The sequence below is a fragment of the Belnapia moabensis DSM 16746 genome, assembly GCF_000745835.1.
In the GTDB taxonomy this organism is placed as follows: Bacteria; Pseudomonadota; Alphaproteobacteria; order Acetobacterales; family Acetobacteraceae; genus Belnapia; species Belnapia moabensis.
On record NZ_JQKB01000003.1, the window covers coordinates 170,327 to 188,106 of the forward strand.

General features: G+C 70.3%; 17 protein-coding genes and 2 tRNA genes. 8 read left to right on the plus strand and 11 right to left on the minus strand.

The features are described 5' to 3' along the window. Positions 1-7: 7 nt before the first annotated feature. Genes EP26_RS02865 through EP26_RS02875 form a run of 3 tightly spaced genes read right to left on the minus strand, consistent with a single transcriptional unit; the run spans position 8 to position 3,744 of the window. Positions 8-778: an SPOR domain-containing protein gene (locus tag EP26_RS02865; RefSeq protein WP_052388724.1), complete on the minus strand. Its 771-nt coding sequence runs from the start codon at positions 776-778 to the stop codon at positions 8-10. Continuing rightward, positions 775-2,541, minus strand: a complete 1,767-nt coding sequence (locus EP26_RS02870) for an arginine--tRNA ligase (protein WP_052388725.1) — start codon at positions 2,539-2,541, stop codon at positions 775-777. Before EP26_RS02870 ends, EP26_RS02865 begins: the two co-directional genes overlap by 4 nt. A 48-nt stretch (positions 2,542-2,589) precedes the next feature. Then, positions 2,590-3,744 carry a deoxyguanosinetriphosphate triphosphohydrolase gene (locus EP26_RS02875; protein WP_052388726.1) on the minus strand — a complete coding sequence of 385 codons (1,155 nt, stop codon included), beginning with the start codon at positions 3,742-3,744 and terminating at the stop codon, positions 2,590-2,592. 87 nt (positions 3,745-3,831) lie between these two features. Here EP26_RS02875 and erpA point away from each other — a divergent pair, with 87 nt between their 5' ends. Further along, positions 3,832-4,182 (plus strand): iron-sulfur cluster insertion protein ErpA, encoded by a 351-nt coding sequence (erpA, locus tag EP26_RS02880; protein WP_043335502.1) that lies wholly within the window; start codon positions 3,832-3,834, stop codon positions 4,180-4,182. A 49-nt stretch (positions 4,183-4,231) separates the two neighbouring features. Continuing rightward, positions 4,232-5,002, plus strand: coding sequence for an exodeoxyribonuclease III (gene xth / locus EP26_RS02885; RefSeq protein WP_043335504.1), 771 nt, complete (start codon positions 4,232-4,234; stop codon positions 5,000-5,002). A gap of 72 nt (positions 5,003-5,074) precedes the next feature. Here the strand turns inward: xth and EP26_RS36160 are convergent, their stop codons facing one another. The 8 genes from EP26_RS36160 to EP26_RS02920 all read right to left on the minus strand — a co-directional run bounded on the left by EP26_RS36160 (position 5,075) and on the right by EP26_RS02920 (position 14,071). Beyond that, a complete protein-coding gene (locus EP26_RS36160) occupies positions 5,075-5,251 on the minus strand; it encodes a hypothetical protein (protein ID WP_169747354.1) in 177 nt (58 codons plus the stop codon). A 111-nt stretch (positions 5,252-5,362) separates the two neighbouring features. Next, complete coding sequence (gene ilvD / locus EP26_RS02890) at positions 5,363-7,081, minus strand: dihydroxy-acid dehydratase (protein WP_043335506.1); 1,719 nt, start codon at positions 7,079-7,081, stop codon at positions 5,363-5,365. A 69-nt stretch (positions 7,082-7,150) separates the two neighbouring features. Next, positions 7,151-7,918 carry a DUF2243 domain-containing protein gene (locus tag EP26_RS02895; RefSeq protein ID WP_043335508.1) on the minus strand — a complete coding sequence of 256 codons (768 nt, stop codon included), beginning with the start codon at positions 7,916-7,918 and terminating at the stop codon, positions 7,151-7,153. 73 nt (positions 7,919-7,991) lie between these two features. After that, positions 7,992-8,540: a hypothetical protein gene (locus tag EP26_RS02900; protein ID WP_211259360.1), complete on the minus strand. Its 549-nt coding sequence runs from the start codon at positions 8,538-8,540 to the stop codon at positions 7,992-7,994. Between the two features lie 74 nt (positions 8,541-8,614). Further along, positions 8,615-11,299 (minus strand): valine--tRNA ligase, encoded by a 2,685-nt coding sequence (locus EP26_RS02905; RefSeq protein ID WP_043335510.1) that lies wholly within the window; start codon positions 11,297-11,299, stop codon positions 8,615-8,617. A gap of 49 nt (positions 11,300-11,348) precedes the next feature. Continuing rightward, complete coding sequence (locus EP26_RS02910; RefSeq protein WP_052388727.1) at positions 11,349-11,903, minus strand: DUF2497 domain-containing protein; 555 nt, start codon at positions 11,901-11,903, stop codon at positions 11,349-11,351. Beyond that, positions 11,903-13,339 (minus strand): TolC family outer membrane protein, encoded by a 1,437-nt coding sequence (locus EP26_RS02915; RefSeq protein WP_052388728.1) that lies wholly within the window; start codon positions 13,337-13,339, stop codon positions 11,903-11,905. Before EP26_RS02915 ends, EP26_RS02910 begins: the two co-directional genes overlap by 1 nt. A 75-nt stretch (positions 13,340-13,414) precedes the next feature. Then, the gene (locus EP26_RS02920; protein WP_043335512.1) at positions 13,415-14,071 is read right to left on the minus strand and encodes a protein-L-isoaspartate O-methyltransferase family protein; all 657 of its coding nucleotides are present in this window, start codon (positions 14,069-14,071) and stop codon (positions 13,415-13,417) included. A 171-nt stretch (positions 14,072-14,242) separates the two neighbouring features. Between EP26_RS02920 and EP26_RS02925 the strand changes: the two genes are divergently transcribed. The 6 genes from EP26_RS02925 (at position 14,243) to EP26_RS02950 (ending at position 17,768) form a co-directional block, all read left to right on the plus strand. Next, positions 14,243-14,316: transfer RNA gene (locus tag EP26_RS02925), tRNA-Cys, on the plus strand. Between the two features lie 65 nt (positions 14,317-14,381). Continuing rightward, positions 14,382-14,456, plus strand: a tRNA-Asn gene (locus tag EP26_RS02930). Between the two features lie 51 nt (positions 14,457-14,507). Next, entirely contained in the window at positions 14,508-14,717 is a 210-nt protein-coding gene (locus EP26_RS02935) for a hypothetical protein (protein ID WP_043335516.1), read from the plus strand. Beyond that, positions 14,714-15,088, plus strand: coding sequence for a DUF4345 domain-containing protein (locus EP26_RS02940; protein ID WP_043335520.1), 375 nt, complete (start codon positions 14,714-14,716; stop codon positions 15,086-15,088). The genes EP26_RS02935 and EP26_RS02940 overlap by 4 nt, the downstream gene beginning before the upstream one ends. After that, on the plus strand, positions 15,085-16,719 hold the full coding sequence (locus EP26_RS02945; RefSeq protein ID WP_052388729.1) for a hypothetical protein: 1,635 nt from the start codon (positions 15,085-15,087) through the stop codon (positions 16,717-16,719). Before EP26_RS02940 ends, EP26_RS02945 begins: the two co-directional genes overlap by 4 nt. 110 nt (positions 16,720-16,829) lie before the next feature. Further along, positions 16,830-17,768: an acetamidase/formamidase family protein gene (locus EP26_RS02950; protein ID WP_043335523.1), complete on the plus strand. Its 939-nt coding sequence runs from the start codon at positions 16,830-16,832 to the stop codon at positions 17,766-17,768. Positions 17,769-17,780 lie beyond the last annotated feature (12 nt).

The following is a 17,780-nucleotide window of genomic DNA, read 5'->3' on the forward strand; positions in this document are numbered from 1 at the left end:
TCCGGGTTCAGCCCCCGACCGGGTTGCAGGGCGCGGCCTTGGCCTGCACCGCGGCGCAAAGAGCGCGGGCAGCCGCGGCATTGGCGAGGCCGCCGGCGCGGAGGCGGTAGAGCGGCGGCTTCCCGTCGCGGTCGAAGCGGGAGATCACCGGTTGGAAGGCAGCCAGTTCGGGGATGCGCTGCTGCAGGCGCTCCCACTCGCCACGCGCGGATTCCTCGGAGCTGAGGGCGGCAAGCTGGACCATCGCCCGGCCATTGGCGGCCGGGGCGATAGCAGGGTTGGCCGGGGCGGCGACGGGCAGCGGGCGCGGCGGGCTGGGCGGCGCCACCGGTGCGGCAACGACCGGGGCTGGCGCCGGCACCGGGGCGAGAGCGACAGGTGGCGGGGCCGGCTCGGGTGCGGCAGCCTGGGGCGCGGGCGCCGGCGGGGCAGCCTGCTGGCGGAGCAGGTCGAGCGCCGGGCTCTCCGGGCCGCGGTCGAGGCGGGAGGATGCTGTCACGTTGCGCTCTGCGGCACGGCGGACCGAGGGCGGCTCCAGCACCAGCTGGTCCTGGTTCGGCACGACGAGGCCCCCGGGGGCGTCCGGCTTGATCTTCACCGGGCGCGTATCCGCCTCGATGGTCGGCACAACCCGGGGCCCCATACGGGAGATGCCCCAATAGGCCGCGCCGCCCACCGCCAGGGTGCCGAGCAGCCCGCCGGCGACCGCCAGCATGCGCCAACTAGGACCCGGCTCGGCCGGCCGGGCGCGCCAGGATGGAACCGTGATATCGCTCACCGCATCTCCTCGACGGGCGTGACCCCCATCACCCTGAGGCCCGAGCGGATGACCGTCGCCGTTGCGGCAACCAGCGCGAGCCTCGCCCGCGTCGCCTCCGGCTCATCCCCCCGGATGAAGCGGAGGGTCGTGTCCTCTCGTCCCCTGTTCCACAATACGTGAAAATCGCCGGCCAAGTCATGGAGAAAGAAGGCGATGCGGTGCGGCTCGCGGGCCAGCGCCGCGGATTCCACGGTGCGCGGCCAGGCGGCGAGGCGGCGGATCAGGGCCAGTTCGGCCTGATCGGCCAGCGAATCGAGCGGGGCCTCGGCGAGGTCCGCGGGGTCGCCGGCGCTGCGGAGGACGCTGCGGCAGCGGGCATGGGCGTACTGCACGTAGAAGACCGGATTCTCGCGCGACTGCTCGACGACCTTGTCAAGGTCGAATTCCATCTGCGCGTCGGCCTTGCGGGTCAGCATGGTGAAGCGGACGGCGTCGCGTCCGACCTCCTCGATCAGGTCGGCCAGCGTCACATAGGTGCCGGCGCGCTTGCTCATCCGCACCGGCTCGCCTCCCTTCATCACCTTGACGATCTGGGTCAGCACCACGTCGAGCGGGACCGGGCGGTCTGCCGAGAGGGCCGAGACGGCGGCCTGCATCCGCTTGACGTAGCCGCCATGGTCGGCGCCCCAGATATGCACGAGTTCATCGAAGCCGCGGGCCAGCTTGTCCGCGTGGTTGCCGATGTCGTTGGCGAAATAGGTGTTGCTGCCGTCCGACTTGCGGAGCGGGCGGTCCACGTCGTCGCCGAAGCGGGTGGAGGCGAAGAGGGTCTGAGGGCGGGGTTCCCAGTCGTCGGGGGTCTTGCCCTTGGGGGGTTCGAGGACGCCTTCATAGACCAGGCCGCGCTCGGCGAGCGTTGCGATGGCGCGGTCGGCGACGCCGGCGCGGACCAGTTCCGCCTCGCTGATGAAGACGTCGTGGCGGACGCCGAGGGCGGCGAGGTCCTGGCGGATCTCGGCCATCATCGCCTCGACGGTGAAGGGGCGGACGGTGTCGAGCCAGAGCGCTGGGTCGGCCGGGAGGGCGCCGGGGGCGAGGGCGTCGCCGTAGCGGGCCTTCAGCGCCTCGCCGACGGGGATGAGGTATTCACCGCGGTATTGCAGGCCGCCAGGGATGTTCGCCGCGTATTCCTCCTCGGTCAGCATCGTGCCGAGGGCCTGCAGGTAACGCCAGTAGGCGGCCCAGGCGAGGGCCTGCACCTGCGCCCCGGCATCGTTGATGTAGTACTCCTTCGTCACCGCCCAGCCGGCCTTGTCGAGCAGGTTGGCGAGCGCATCGCCCACCACGGCGCCGCGGCAATGGCCGACATGCATGGGGCCGGTCGGGTTGGCGGAGACGTATTCGACATCGACCTTGCGGCCGGCGCCGATTGCGCTGTCGCCATAGGCCTCGGCGGCCTCGAGGATCACCGGGAGCTGGGCGCGGAGGAAGGACTCGCGCAGGCGGAGGTTGACGAAGCCGGGGCCGGCGGGGGCGGCGGATTCGACCTCGGGCAGGGCAGAGAGGCGCTCGGCCAGGGCGGCGGCGAGCTTCGGCGGAGGCTGGCGGGCGGGCTTGGCGACGACGAGGGCGGCATTGGTCGCCATGTCGCCATGCGTCGGGTCGCGCGGCGGCTCCATCTGCACCTTGGCGAAGGCCTCGGCGGGCAGCTCGGGCAGGAGGTCCTGCAGGGCGGCGATGGCGCGGGCGCGGAGGGCCGCGAAGATATCGGTGCTGGTCATGCTGCGCTGCGGTTTAGCCCGCGATGGCCCTGGGTGGAAACACCGGCGTTACCCGGGGATATTCGGGTCCGTCAGGCGGCGGTGCTCTTCCAGCGCGTAGCGGTCGGTCATGCCGGCGATATAGTCGCAGACGACGCGGGCGCAGGTCGGGCTGCCAGCCTCCCCTGCCCTCGCCCTCCAGTCGTCGGGGAGCATCTGAGGGCCGCCGTGGAGGAGCTGGAACAGGAGCTGGCTGACCCGCTTCGACTTCTGCATCGCCCGGTTGACCCGCCAGTGGCGGTAGAGGCGGGTGAAGAGGAAGTCGCGGATGACCTGGTTCGCCTCGGCCATGGGGCGGGAGAAGGCGATCACCGGTTCGGCCGCGGCGCGGATGTCGTCGGCGCTTTGCGGGGCCAGGGCGGCGATGCGGCGGCTGGCCTCCTCCACCACGTCCTGGATCATCAGGTTGATGACCCGGCGGACGGTCTCGGTCACGAGCCGGTCGCGGGCGATGCCGGGGTGGAGGGCGAGCACCTCGCGATAGGCGTCGCCGACCAGGGGAAGAGAAGCGATCTCCTCGACGGTGAGGATGCGGGCGCGGATGCCGTCATCGAGGTCGTGGTTGTTGTAGGCGATGTCGTCGGAGAGGGCGGCGACCTGGGCCTCGGCGGAGGCATGGGTCAGCAGGTCGAGGGGGTGGCGGCGGTCGTACTCGGCGATGAAGGCCGAGGGGCGGCGTAGCGGCCCGTTGTGCTTGGCGAGGCCTTCCAGCGTCTCCCAGGACAGGTTGAGGCCGTCGAAGCTGGCGTAGCGGGCCTCGAGGGTGGTGACGACCTTCAGCGACTGGGCATTGTGGTCGAAGCCGCCATAGGGGCGCATCTGGCTGTCGAGCGCCTCCTCCCCGGCATGGCCGAAGGGCGGGTGGCCGAGGTCGTGGGCGAGCGCCAGGGCCTCGGCCAGATCCTCGTCGAGGCGGAGGCGACGGGCCAGGCTGCGGGCGATCTGGGCGACTTCGATGCTGTGGGTCAGGCGGGTGCGGAAGTAGTCGCCTTCATGGAAAATGAAGACCTGCGTCTTGTATTGCAGGCGGCGGAAGGCGCCGGTGTGGATGATGCGATCGCGGTCGCGCTGCCAGGGGGAGCGGGCATCGGCGGGCTCGGGATGCAGCCGGCCGCGGGAGTGGCGGGGATCGACGGCCCAAGGAGCGCGGGGTTCGGACGGCATGGCGCTGCCTAGCATGGGCGGAGGCGAGGTTGGAAATCAGGCTGCGGCGACCCTATCTTGGCTGCCGAAGCTGATCGAGATACTGCCATGCCCGATGGTGCCGACCTGCCCCGTTTCCGTGTGACCCCCCGCGCCGCCGCCGAGGTGGCGGAGATCGCGCGCCGTGAGGGACGGCCGGAGGCAGGACTCCGCGTCTCGGTGAGTGCCGGTGGGTGCTCAGGCTTCCAGTACGGTTTCGCGCTGGAGGATGCGGCTGCGGAGGACGACCTAGTGGTGGAGGCCGGCGGCGTGCGGGTCTTCATCGACGGCGTCTCGCTCGACCTGCTGGCGGGATCGGAGCTGGATTGGAACGATTCGCTGATCGGGGCGCATTTCGTCGTGCGCAATCCCCAGGCGGTCTCGGGTTGCGGCTGCGGCGTCAGCTTCGCGGTCGGGTAAGGGCCGCTTCCCTCTTACCAAGCGATCCGCTTCCGGCGATGGTGGGGCCATGCTTCGCCTCGCCAGTTTCAACGTGAACTCGATCCGCCGCCGGGCGCCGCATGTGCGGCGCTTCCTCGAGCGGCATCAGCCGGATCTGCTCTTCCTTCAGGAACTGAAGTGCAAGACGGAGGAATTCCCGGCTGCGGAATTCGAGGGGAGCGGGTATCGCATCCAGGCGATCGGGCAGCCGGGCGGGCGAAATGGCGTCGCGGTGCTCGGGCGCATCGAATTCGAGGTGACGGGGGACGCGCTGCCGGGCGAGGCGGAGGATGATCATGCCCGCTTCGTCTCGGTCCGCGCGGCGGGAATGGAGGCGGCGGGAATCTACCTGCCGAACGGGAATTCGGGCGGCGAGGCCGGCTTCCAGTACAAGTTGCGCTGGATGGAGCGGCTGCGGGACTGGGTGGCGGCAAGGCTCGATGTATTCGTGCCGGTGGCGGTGCTGGGTGACTTCAACGTCTGCCCGACCGAGGCGGACCTCTCGCCCGGGGCGCTGCCGGCGACGGATGCGTTGGTGCATCCCGAGAGCCGAGCGCGGTTCAGGGCCCTCACCCATATCGGGATGACGGATGCGCTGCGGGCGCTGCATCCGGGGGATGCGCCCTTCACCTATTGGGATTACGGGCCGGCCTTCAACATGAACCGCGGGCTGCGGATCGACCATGCGCTGCTCAGCCCGGAGCTGGCGGAGCGGCTGACGGGGTGTGGCGTGGATACGGTCGCCCGGTCGGAGGACCAGCCAAGCGATCATGCGCCGGTTTGGGTCGAGTTGCGGTAGGCGCTTCTACCGCCAGCCGCCGGAGAGCGAGGGTGGATTGAGCGCCGGCGGGTCAGCGTCCCCTGCCCTTTCTCACCAGCGGCGCCAGCCATGGCCATAGCCGTAGGGGCGGCCGTAATAAACAGCAGGCGGGGGCGGGGGCGGCGCGTAATAGGGCCGACCATAATAGGGCCGGGCCGGCGCGACGACGCAGCCGGAGAGCAGGGTGAGCGCCGGCAGCAGGAGCAGCGGCAGCAGGAAGCGTTTCATCGCGATCACTCCTCGTGACGGGTGCCGATAGAAACCCGGGCTCTGTGACGAAAGCGAGGCATGACCGATGAAACCCCTGCCAGGCCTGGGCTTCACCGGCCGGCTCACGCGCTATTGGTCGGCGTAGCAATGCGTCTCGGCCGCGCCGCCCGGATGGGTGACGGCGCCGAGATGGGCCGGGCCGACGAGCTGGGCGTATTTCCACAGGGCGCCCGAGTTGTAGTCGGTCGGGCGAGGCTTCCACTCGGCACGGCGGCGGGTGAGTTCCGCTTCCTCGACCAGCATGTCGATCGTTCCATTCTCGGCGTCGATGACGATGCGGTCGCCATTGCGCAGAAGGGCGATGGGGCCGCCAACCGCCGCCTCGGGCCCGACATGGCCGATGCAGAAGCCGCGGGTGGCGCCGCTGAAGCGGCCATCGGTGATCAGCGCCACGCTTTCGCCCATGCCCTGGCCGTAGATGGCGGCGGTGGTGGAGAGCATCTCGCGCATGCCGGGCCCGCCCTTCGGCCCCTCGTAGCGGATGACGATAACGTCGCCCGGCTTGTAGGCGCGCTGCTCGACGGCCTGGAAGGCCTCCTCCTCGCTGTCGAAGCAGAGGGCAGTGCCCTCGAAGCGAAGGGTTTTCATCCCCGCGACCTTCACGATGGCGCCGTCCGGGGCGAGGTTGCCCTTCAAGCCGACGACGCCGCCGGTCGGCGAGAGCGCTTGGCTCACCGGGTAGATGACGTCCTGACCGGTGGGGAAGACGACGCTCTCGTGGTTCTCGGCGAGCGTCCGGCCGGTGACGGTCATGCAGTCCCCATGCAGCAGGCCGGCCTCGAGCAGCGCCTTGATGATGACAGGGATGCCGCCGACCTTGTGGACATCATAGGCGACGTATTTCCCGCCCGGCTTGAGGTCGGCGATGTAGGGTGTGCGGCGCATGATGGCGACGACGTCGTCCATGGTGAAGCGGAGGTCGGCCTCATGCGCGATGGCGGGCAGGTGGAGGCCCGCGTTGGTGCTGCCGCCCGTCGCGCCGACGATGACAGCGGCATTCTCCAGTGACTTCAGCGTGACGATGTCGCGCGGGCGGAGGTTGTGGCGGACCAGCTCCATCACCGCCCGGCCCGACTCCGCGGCCCAGCGGTCGCGCTCCTCGAAGGGGGCGGGTGTGCCGGCGGAGCCGGGGAGCGCGAGGCCGATTGCCTCGGAGACGGTCGCCATGGTGTTGGCGGTGAACTGGCCGCCGCAGGCGCCGGCGGAGGGGCAGGCGACGCATTCCAGCTCGTGCAGCTCCTCCTCCGAAAGGTTGCCGGCGGCGTGCTGGCCGACCGCCTCGAAGACGTCGACCACCGTGACGTCGCGGCCCTTGTAGGTGCCGGGGAGGATGGAGCCGCCATACATGAAGACGCTCGGGATGTTCAGGCGGAGCATCGCCATCATCATCCCTGGAAGCGACTTGTCGCAGCCGGCCAGCCCCACCAGCGCGTCATAGCAGTGGCCGCGCACCGTCAGCTCCACCGTGTCGGCGATGGCGTCGCGCGAGGCGAGCGAGGACTTCATCCCCTGATGGCCCATGGCGATGCCGTCGGTGACGGTGATGGTGGTGAACTCGCGCGGCGTGCCGCCGCCGACCTTCACCCCTTGCTTCACACTCTGCGCCTGGCGGTGGAGGTCGATATTGCAAGGCGCGGCCTCGTTCCAGCAGGTGGCGACACCGACGAAGGGCTGGGCGATCTCGGCTTCGGTGAGGCCCATCGCGTAGTAGTAGCTGCGATGGGGCGCGCGCTCGGGGCCGACCGTGGTGTGGCGGCTCGGGAGCTTCGACTTGTCCCATTCGGTCATGGCGTATCCTCCGGTTCTGGCCGTGAGGGTCGCAAAGTCTCGGGATAAGGCAAGCGGAGATGGCGCCCGTCAGATTCGGGACCAGCCGAGGCAGTTCGCCACCGGCAGGCCGGTGCCGACCAGCATCGCGCCGCGGCGGTAGAGCGTCCAGGCGCTGCCGGCCTCGCCCAGGTCGACAGCGACCAGCTCGCCCGAGGCATCGGCCCAGACGAGGCGCCCATCGGCGGCCGCGACGGCCTCGGCGGCGCCGGCGAGGCCGATACCCGGCCGGAACAGGACCAGGGCCGTGGTGGCATCGGTGGGCGGCAGCGCCGCCACGGGCGCCGCGCCGATGACGGCCAGAGAGAGCATCGCCGCGACCCGCAGCCCGCCCCGGCCGGGCGGCCCCGCATCGCCGCGCCGCAGCAGCCACGCGCCCGCCAACAGCGGCGGGAGGCCGATGACGGCAAGCCAGCCGATATCCCATGCCAGCGGGTTCGGCACATCCACCCGGATGCGGTGGATGCCGACGATCCAATGGAAGCCGACCACATCGACCAGCTGCCAGATGCCGAAGCCGAGCAGCGCCCAGCCGAACAGGCGCATCCCCCGCGTCTCGCCGAGCCCCGACCGGGCCCGCCAGAGCAGGAAGAGACCGAGCAGCGCGATGGCATAGACGGCGACGTGGAACAGTCCGTCCCAAAGAATCTGCGTGCGGGTGTCGCGCAGAGCCTCACCGCCGACGAGGCTGAGGAAATGGTGCCATTGAAGCACCTGGTGCAGCAGGATGCCGTCGAAGAACCCGCCCAGGGCGAAGCCGAGGACGCCGATGGCGAGTGGCAGGCGTTGGGCCGGCATGCGGTGTCTCCCCTGATGGGGAGCGAACGCCGCAGCGCGGCCGGCGATCATGGCCTACGGGCGGAATGTCCGCTCAGGCGGCCCGGCGCAGGGCGGCCGAACGCGCAGCATGGTCGGCGCGATGCCAGCCCTCCGGCTCGGCAAGGCCCGTCCCCGGCGAGGCCCGCCCCGTCACCAGCCGGTCGGCGACGGCGCCGGTGGCGAAGGCGTAGACGGCCTTGTGCAGCAGGTCGACCACCTGCTCGTCGCGCGGCCAGGTCCAGGGCGGCGCGCCGATGCCGGTGGCGTTCTCCAGGCTCTGGTCGTTCAGCAGGCGCAGGTTGAGGAAGAGGAAGGAGCCGAAGGGGCCGCCGACGCCGCCCCGCGCCATCACGGCGCGGACCATGCCGAGCAGGATGCCCTGGCCCCAATGCATCGCCCAGTTGAGGCCTTGCCGCTCGCGGTCCGGGCGCGCAGGGCGGCCGAGCAGGCGTTCGAGCGTGTGGCCGGGCACGAAAGAATTCGGGCGGCCGGTCACCGCCTGCTCCAGCTTCTCGCCGAGCGTCATGGCGGCGACGCCGGCCGCCCCCGCCAGCAGCCCGGCGGCAAGCAGCGGCATCGCGCCGCCGCGATCGTGATCCATCCTGGCCATGCGACTTGTCCCCTTCCCGGAGGGGCTGGATGCCCCTCCGCGGCCCCAACGCCCGAGGAAAGGGTCTAGTCGCCGATGCGGGCCATCGCTGCGTCGAGGCGGGCCATCTCGGCCTGGAAATTGGCCAGGCGCTCGCGGTTCTCCTCGACCACCTCCTCCTTGGCGCGGGCGACGAAATCGGCGTTGGCGAGCTTCGCTTCCACCTTCCGCGCCTCGGCCTCGGCCTTGGCGCGGTCCTTGGCAAGGCGGGCGCGTTCGGCGGCGAGGTCGATGATGCCGGCGAGCGGCAGGATCAGCGTCGCCTCGCCGAGCACGGTCTGGGCGACGCCCTTGGGCACCTCGCCCGCGAGCGGCACGATCTCGGTGACGCGGCCGAGGCGGCGGACGGCCTCGATCCAGCGATCTGCGCGGGCCAGGTTCTCCGGCGCGGCGTCCTTCACCAGCAGTGGCGTGGTGATGGAGGGGGCGATGTTCACCTCGGCGCGGACGGCGCGGAGCTCGGAGATGAGGCGGACGATCCAATCCAGCTCCTCGCGGGCGGAGGCGGCCTCGGCGACGGGCACTGCTTCGGGCCAGGGGGCGCGGATCAGGCTGCATTCCGCGCCGTAGCCGAAGCGGTCCCACAGTTCCTCCGTGACGAAGGGCATCGCCGGGTGGAGGAGGCGGAGGATCAGGCCGAGGACGTGTTGCGCGGCGCCCTTCACCTCGTCCTTCTCGGGCCCGTCCGGGCCGTTGAAGACGGGCTTGGCGAACTCCAGGAACCAGTCGCAGAAGCTGCCCCAGACGAAGCGGTAACAGGCGGCGGCGTAGTCGTCGAAGCGGTAGGCTTCGAGAGCCGTATCCGCTTCCGCCACAGCGGTGTTGGCGGCGTCGAGGATCCAGCGGGCGAGCGGCATGCGCGCCTCGGCCGGGTGCCAGCCGGACTGAGGAGCGATGCCGTTCATCTCGCAGAAGCGGGCGGCGTTCCACAGCTTGGTGGCGAAGCTGCGATAGTCCTCGACGCGCTTGCGGCCGAGCTTCACGTCGCGGCCCGGGCCGGTCAGCGCGCATATGGTGAAGCGGAGGGCGTCGGCGCCATAGGCGTCGATCAGCTCCAGGGGGTCCATGACGTTCCCCTTCGACTTCGACATCTTCTGGCCCTTCTCGTCGCGGACGAGGCCATGGATGTAGACGTGGCGGAAGGGGACATCGCCCATGAAGTGGATGCCCATCATCATCATCCGGGCGACCCAGAAGAAGATGATGTCGAAGCCTGTCACCAGCACGTCGCCAGGGTAGTAGCGGGCGAGCTCGGGCGTCTTGTCGGGCCAGCCCAGCGTCGAGAAGGGCCAGAGGGCGCTGCTGAACCAGGTGTCGAGCACGTCCGGGTCGCGCTCCAGCGGGACGTCCTCGCCGTACTTCGCGCGGGCGGCGGCCTTCGCCTCCTCCTCGGTCTTCTCGACGAAGACTGTGCCGTCGGGTGCGTACCAGGCGGGGATCTGGTGGCCCCACCAGAGCTGGCGGGAGACGCACCAGGGCTGGATGTCGCGCATCCAGGCGAAGAAGGTGTTCTCCCATTGCTTCGGCACGAATTGGGTGCGGCCGGTCTCGACCGCCTCGATGGCGGGCTTCGCCAGGGTTGCGGCGTCGGCATACCACTGGATGGTGAGGCGCGGCTCGAGCGGGACGCCGCCGCGGTCGCCATGCGGGACCTGGTGGGTGTGCGGCTCGACCTGGACGAGGAGTTCGAGCTCCTCCAGCTTTGCCACGATGGCCTTGCGGGCGGCGAAGCGGTCCATGCCCTGCAGCGTGTCGAGGAAGGCGAGGTCGGCCTCGGCGGTGAGGTCGGGGCGGAGCTCGGCGAGGTCGATCCGCGCCTCGGCATCGAGGACGGAGGGCATCGGCAGCGCGTGCCGACGGCCGACCTCGAAGTCGTTGAAGTCGTGCGCGGGGGTGATCTTCACCGCGCCGGTGCCCTTCTCCGGGTCGGAGTACTCATCGGCGACGACGGGGATGCGGCGGCCCGTCAGCGGCAGGATCACCTGCTTGCCGACGAGGGCAGCAAAGCGCGCATCCCCCGGATGGACGGCGACGGCGGTGTCGCCGAGCATCGTCTCGGGCCGGGTCGTCGCCACCACGATCTCGCCGCCGCCCTCGACGGGGTAGCGGATGTGCCAGAGGCTGCCCTTCACCTCGCGGCTCTCCACCTCGAGGTCGGAGATCGCCGTCTGCAGCTTCGGGTCCCAATTCACCAGGCGACGGTCGCGGTAGATCAGCCCCTGGCGGTGCAGGGTGACGAAGACCTCGCGGACAGCCTTGGAGAGGCCCTCATCCATGGTGAAACGTTCGCGCGGCCAGTCGAGGCTGGCTCCGAGGCGGCGGAGCTGCTTGGTGATGGTGCCGCCGCTCTCCGCCTTCCATTGCCATACGCGGTCGAGGAAGGCGGCGCGGCCCATGCTGCGCCGGTTCTGGTTGCCCTCGGTCGCCAGCAGGCGCTCGACCACCATCTGCGTGGCAATGCCGGCATGGTCGGTGCCGGGCTGCCAAAGCGCGTCCCGCCCCTGCATCCGACGCCAGCGGACCAGCGTGTCCTGAATGGTGAAGGTCAGCGCATGACCCATGTGAAGGCTGCCGGTGACGTTCGGCGGCGGGATCATGATGGTGAAGGGCGTGGCGGCCGAGGCAGGGTCGCAGGCGAAGGCGCCCGAGCTCTCCCAGCCTTCATAGAGGCGGGTTTCGAAGCTGCCCGGGGTGAGGGTCTTGTCCAGCATGGGCGCATCCGTCCCCTGCCGGACGGGCGCCGTCAAGGGGCGAGGCGGATCAGCCCAGGGCGCGGCCGACGACGCGCTCGATCTCGGCGCGGACCAGGCGCTCGACCAGGGCGGGAAGGTGCTGGTCGAGCCAGTCCTTCAGCAGGGGGCGCAGTTCCTCCCGCACCACATCCTCAATGCTCGGGCCGCCGCGGGTGACGGCGGCGCCGCGGTCCTGGGAGACGGCGCGGATCAGGGTGCCGATGGCGGCGGTGGCGGCGGCGGCGACGGTGGGGGCAATCAACGCCTCGGCCGGCGGCGGGGGTTCGGGGGCAGGCTCGGGTTCTGGTTCGGGGGGCACGGCGAGCACGGGCCGGGGCAGCGCCTCCGGCTCAGGCTTCGGCGCGGAACCCGGTTCCGGTGGCGGAGCTGGCGCGGCAGCAGCGGGCTCCTGCACCAGCATCTCCTCGGTCAGGGTCAGCGGTTCGGCGGAGGATGACGCGGCCGGAGCCGAGGCCGCGCCGGGTTCGTCCTCGTTCAGGATGCGGCGGATGGAGGCGAGAATATCCTCCATGCTCGGGTCGGCGGGGGCGCCCCCCGGCTGAGCCGGCCGCTCCTCGGCCATCAGCGGCGCTCCGCCACGCCGGAATAGTCGCCGAGGCCGATCCAGCGGTTGCGCACCTCGTTGTAGTAGGCGCGCATGTCGTAGAGATCGACGGCGAGGCCGAGATCGCTCGCGGTCAGACGGCCGATGGTCGCGGCCAGCGCGTAGGATTGCTGGACGACGGTTGCGAGGGCCTGGACCAAGCTGGTGCGGGCGTTCAGCAGTTCCTGCTCGGCGTTCAGCACGTCGAGGGTGGTGCGGCTGCCGACGATCGCCTCGCGCTGGACGCCGTCGAGGGCGATCTCGGCGGCGCGGATCTGGGCGCGGACGCTCTCGACCTGGGCCCGCGAGCTCTGCAGCTGCTCCCAGGCCTGGGTCGCCTGCTGGACCGCGGTGCGGCGCTGGTCGTCCACCGTCTGCCGGGCCTGCTGCTGGCTCTGCCGGGCCTGGCGGACGGCCGCGTACTCCGCGCCGCCCTGGTAGAGCGGCACGGTGAGGTTGGCCGTCACCTGGGCGAAGGTCTGGCGGGTGTGGTTGGTGAGGTTGTTGTCGTTCCGCCCGGCCTGGGTGCTGACACTGAGCGTTGGCGCGAGGGCGGAGGTCTGGATGTTGACGTTGTCCCGCGCCCCGGCCTCGTCAAAAAGGGCGGCGACGACGTTCGGGTTGTTGGCGGCCGCGGCCTGGGCCACCTCCTGGCCGGTGCGGAGCGGCACGCGGAGCGGCTGCGGCGCAACCAGCGTGCCGGGCGGCAGGCCGACCAGGCGCTGGAAGGTGGCGCGTGAGATCTGGAGGTTGCCCTCAGCCTGTGCACGCTGCGAGCGGGCGCCGGCGAGGCGCGATTCAGCCTGGGCGACGTCGGTGCGGGTGATCTCGCCGACGCGGAAGCGCTCATTGGTCGCTCGCAGCTGCTCGGTCAGCACCTGCTCGTTGTTGATGTTGAGGCGCAGCAGCTCCTGGTCGCGGATGACGCCGACATAGGCCGTCACCGTGTCCTGCATCACCTGCTGCTCGGTCGCCAGCAGGCGGGCGCGCTGGGCAAGCACCTGGTTCTCCGCCCGCCGGGTAGAGGCGACGGTGCGGCCGCCGCGAAAAATCGGCTGGGTGATGGTGACGGTGTTGGTGGCGATCGTCCGGTCGTTATGGGTGCTGACGCCGACCTGGCGCGGGCCGCCGGTGTTCGGATCGAGCGCTGTGGTCAGGGCGCGGACACGGCCGTCGGAATAGCCGAAGCTGTTGGCGATGGAGACCGTCGGCCGCCATCCGGCGAGGGCCTGGGGAACGTTCTCGTCCACTGCCCGGAGTTGGGCTCGGGCAGCGAGTAGCGCCGGGTTGTTGGCATAGGCCTGGGCCAGGGCATCCGCCAAGGTCTGCGCCCCGGCCTGCGGCGCCAGCGCGACCAGGGCGGCCGGGGCGAGCAGGGCGGCGGTCAGCACCGGAAAGGGGCGAGTCCACTTCATCGTAAGCTGATCCTTGCGGAGCTATATTAACAAGGTCCTACAGCATCCACGCTTTTGTTGCGAGGACGCCGCGCTTCAGAAGACGAAGCCGGGGCGGCGGGCGAAGGCCGGCAGGGGAGCCGTCGCGCAGTCGAAGGCGGTGACGGTGCTGACGCTGCCGCCGAGCTTCTGCCCCAGCACCGCCTTGCCCTGCCGGCGGCCGATGCCGATGACGGCGACCAGGCGACCGCCTTCGGCCAGCTGCTCGGTGAAAACCGGTGGAACCTCCGGAATCTCACCCTCGATCAGCACGATGTCATAGGGCGCAGCGGCGGCGAAGCCCTGGGTGGGATCGCTCGCCTCCAGCCGCACCGCGCCGGCCGGCAGGCAGGACGGCAGAGCGGCGCGGGCGATCTCGAGCAATGGCGCATCGGCCTCGAGGGCGGTGACGCGGGCGCCGATCCGGGCCAGCACGGCGGCGCCATAGCCGGTGCCGGCGCCGGCCACGAGGGCGCGGTCGCCGGGCCGCACCGCGGCGAGTTGGATCAACCGGGCCAGCACCATCGGCTCGATCATCGCCCGACCGCCGGGGAGCGGGATGTCCTCATCGGTATAGGCCCGGGCCGTGGCTGCACGGGGAAGGAAGCGCTCGCGCGGCAGGTCGCGCATCGCTTCGAGCAGGCGGGGATCGGTCACCTTGTTGGGGCGAAGCTGTCCGTCCACCATGCGCTTGCGCGCATCCGCATAGTCCATGAGGCGCAATCTCCAGCCGCCGCCAAGGCTCGCCCGCCGGGACGGTCCTTGCGGCCGGAGGGGGTTATAGGGGGCGCCTCCCCTCGACGCCAAGCGGGCGTGTTGCGGCGCACGCTTGACCTGACGCCTCTGTGGCCTCAAAGAGGCGCGGCGCACGGGGCTTGCCTCGGCGGTCCGGTGGCCGAGTGGTCAGGCACAGGTCTGCAAAACCTGCTACGGCGGTTCAATTCCGCCCCGGACCTCCAGCTCTTGTCTCGTGGGGGCTTTCATCATCAGCGGTGCCCTGCTATAGGCGCCGCCCACTGGCTGATCCGGCGTGGCGCAGCGGTAGCGCAGCGGACTGTTAATCCGTTGGTCGTTGGTTCGAATCCAACCGCCGGAGCCATCCTTCCCCTCTCCCTTGCCGATCCCCCCTGCCCCGCCCTATCGGTGGTGCATGGACATCCCCCGCATCGGCCATAATGGCGGCCCGCCGCTCGATCCCGAGGAAAGCTGGCGCGGCTATGTCTGGCGCCGGGCCCACAAGCGGGCCTGGAAGACGCCGCCGCGCGAGATCGCGCTCCGCCGGCTCGCGCGGGCCGAGGAGCTGGGTATGACCTACAAGGAGTATACGCTCGAGATCTTGGAACGCGGGCGCTACCTGTGAGCGGGACGGGCTGGTTCCGGCTCGCCGTGGCGGTGGGCGGGCTGGTGCCGGTGCTGGCAGGGCTCGGTGGAATGCTGACGGGACCCGCGATGCTCGGAGCCGAGTCGGGGGCGGATGAGGACAGCCATCTCCGCTATCTCTCCGGGTTACTGCTCGGCATCGGGCTCGGGTTCTGGAGCACGCTCGGCGATCCGGCGCGGCATGCGGGACGGTTCCGGCTGCTGACGGCGATCGTCGTGCTGGGCGGGCTTGGGCGCCTCTTCGGCCTGGCCGTCCGCGGGGTGCCGGGGTGGCCGATGCTGGCGGCGCTCGGCATGGAGCTGGTGGTGACGCCGCTACTCTGCCTCTGGCAGGCGAGGCTGGTGCGATGAGGCGGGGGCTGGCGATCGGCCTCGTCGCGCTGCTGTCGGTGGGGTTCTTCTTCCGAAATCAGATCGGCGACGGCTTCACCCTGCTGGTGGGCGACCGGCATGATGCGGTGATCGAGCTCTCGATCCTCGAGCATTGGGTCAATGTTCTGGCGGGACGCTCGGCCTGGGACCGGACGGACTACTTCTTTCCGGTTCCGGGGACGCTCGGCTACAATGACGGCTATCTCGTCTTCGGCCTGTTGCAGGCGGGGTTCCGGGCGGCGGGGGTGGACCTCTTCCTCGGCGGCGAGCTGGTCAACATGACCTTGAGGCTGATCGGCTTCCTCGGCGCTTATGCGCTCGGGCGGCGGGCGATCGGGCTGCCCTTTGGCTGGGCGCTGCTTGGGGCGGCGCTCTTCACCATCAGCAACAACCTCTACATCCGTGGCAGCCACGCTCAGCTGTTCAGCGTAGGGCTGGTGCCGGTCCTGGCGCTGCTGCTGCATGGGGCGGTCGTGGCATTGCTGGAAGGGCGGCGGGGCGCGCTGCTGGGCTGGGGGGCGGGATTCGCGCTGGGCTTCGCGGCCTGCCTGATGACCGGCTTCTACATGGCTTGGTACTTCGCTTGGTGCGGCGGCGTGATGCTGCTGGCTTGGCTGGTGGTGGCGGGGCGGCCGGCGCGGCGGCGGCTGCTCGGAGCCATGCGGACGCAGGCCTTGCCGTTGGCGGCCATCGGCCTGCTGGCCGTAGTCGCGGAAATCCCCTTCCTTTCGCTCTACCTGCCGAAGGCGGCGGAGACGGGGATGCACCCTTGGGCCGATGTGCTGAGGCACGTCCCCTCCCCGCTCGACATTATCCATGTGGGCGAGGCGAACTATCTCTGGGGCTGGCTGGTGCGGGCGATGAACGGTGTCTTCCGGCCCGGCTTCCCCTTCTGGTCGGAGCTGATGACGGGGATGCCGCCGCTGCTGCTGCTGATCTTCGCAGCCTCGCTGCTCTGGCTCTGGCGCGGCGGGGGCGAGGCGCCGCCGGGGCGCGTGGCCATGCTGCGTGCGCTCGCCATCGCGGTGCTGGTGACCTGGGCGCTCAGCCTGCAGCTGGGCGGCGTGACGGGGTGGTCGCTGGTCTACCGCCTCGTGCCGGGGGCGAAGGCGGCGCGGGTGGTGGCGCGCTATCAGATTTTTCTCACCCTGCCCGTCATCCTGTTGGCGATGACGGTGCTCTCAGCGGAGGCGCGACGGCTGCCGCGGCTGACCGTGGCGCTGCTCTGCGGGCTGCTGCTGGCGGAGGAGGCGAATGGCTACGCGCCGCTCTTCCTCGACCGGCCGCTGGAAGCGGGGCGGCTGGCAGCGGTGCCGCCGGCGCCGCCGGAATGCCACGCCTTCTACGTCTCGGCGGCGCGGAGGGAGAGCCGCTTCGGCGAGGAGGTCGCCAATGTCTACAACCACAATACCGAGGCGATGCTGGTGGCGGCGGTGCGGCGTGTGCCGACGATCAACGGCATCTCCACCTTCAACCCGCCTTTCTGGCCCGATGCGATCCCGGATGACCCGCGATACCTGGCACAGGTGCGGGCCTATGCCGCGCATTGGCAGGTGACGGGGCTCTGTGCACTGGACCTCCAACGCTTCACCTGGAGCGGGCCGGAGTAGCTTGCGCGGCGTGTCGAGCTTAGCCATGATCGTGGTGGGAGAAGAAATGCAGCACCGGCTGACACCGTCGGCCTGACGTCGCTAGGCGCAGGCATCACGAGGTTTGCGCCATGCCTGCCCAACACGAAATTCCTGCGACGCCCGAGGCGCTGATCTGGGGCTCGCTCGATGCGGCGACACCGCCGGCGCTGACCGTCGACTCCGGCGATGTGGTGACGATCACCGCCGTGCCGGCCGGCGGCACGCCCGCTTTTCCGCCCGATGCGGCACTGGTGCCGGAGGCCTATCGTGCCGCCGTCGGGGGGCTGGCACAGGGGCCGGGAGCGCATTTCGTCAACCGGCCCGTCTTCGTCCGCGGCGCAGCGCAGGGCGATGTGCTGCAGGTCGACATCCTTTCGGCCGAGCCGTGGATGGATTGGGGCTTCGTCTCCATCATGCCGCTGCTCGGCACGCTGCCCGACGAATTCACCGAGTACGAGACAATCCATCCTCGCATCGACAGGGCGCGCGGCACCTGCCGCCTGCCCTGGGGGATGGAGTTGCCGCTTGATCCTTTCTTCGGCGTCATCGGCGTGGCGCCGCCGCCGGAATGGGGGTGCTGCTCCACCAACGTGCCGCGCGCCTTCGGCGGCAACATGGACAACAAGGAGCTGAAGGCGGGGACGACGCTTTATCTGCCGGTCTTCAACGAGGGCGCGCTCTTCTACGCTGGCGACGGGCATGGCGTGCAGGGCGATGGCGAGGTCTGCATCACCGCGCTGGAGACCGGGCTGAAGGGCAGCTTCCGGCTGACGGTGCGGAAGGATCTGAGCCTGAAGATGCCCTTCGCGGAGACGGCGACGCACCTGATCTCGATCGGGCTCGACGAGGATCTCGACGATGCGGCGAAGCAGGCGGTACGCGAGATGGTGCGGGAGATCTGCGCCCGCACCAACCTCAGCCGCAACCAAGCCTACATGCTCTGCTCGCTGATCGGTGACCTACGGGTGACGCAGACCGTCGATGGCAACAAGGGCGTGCACATGCTGCTCGCCAAGCAATACCTTTGATGCGGGACCAGG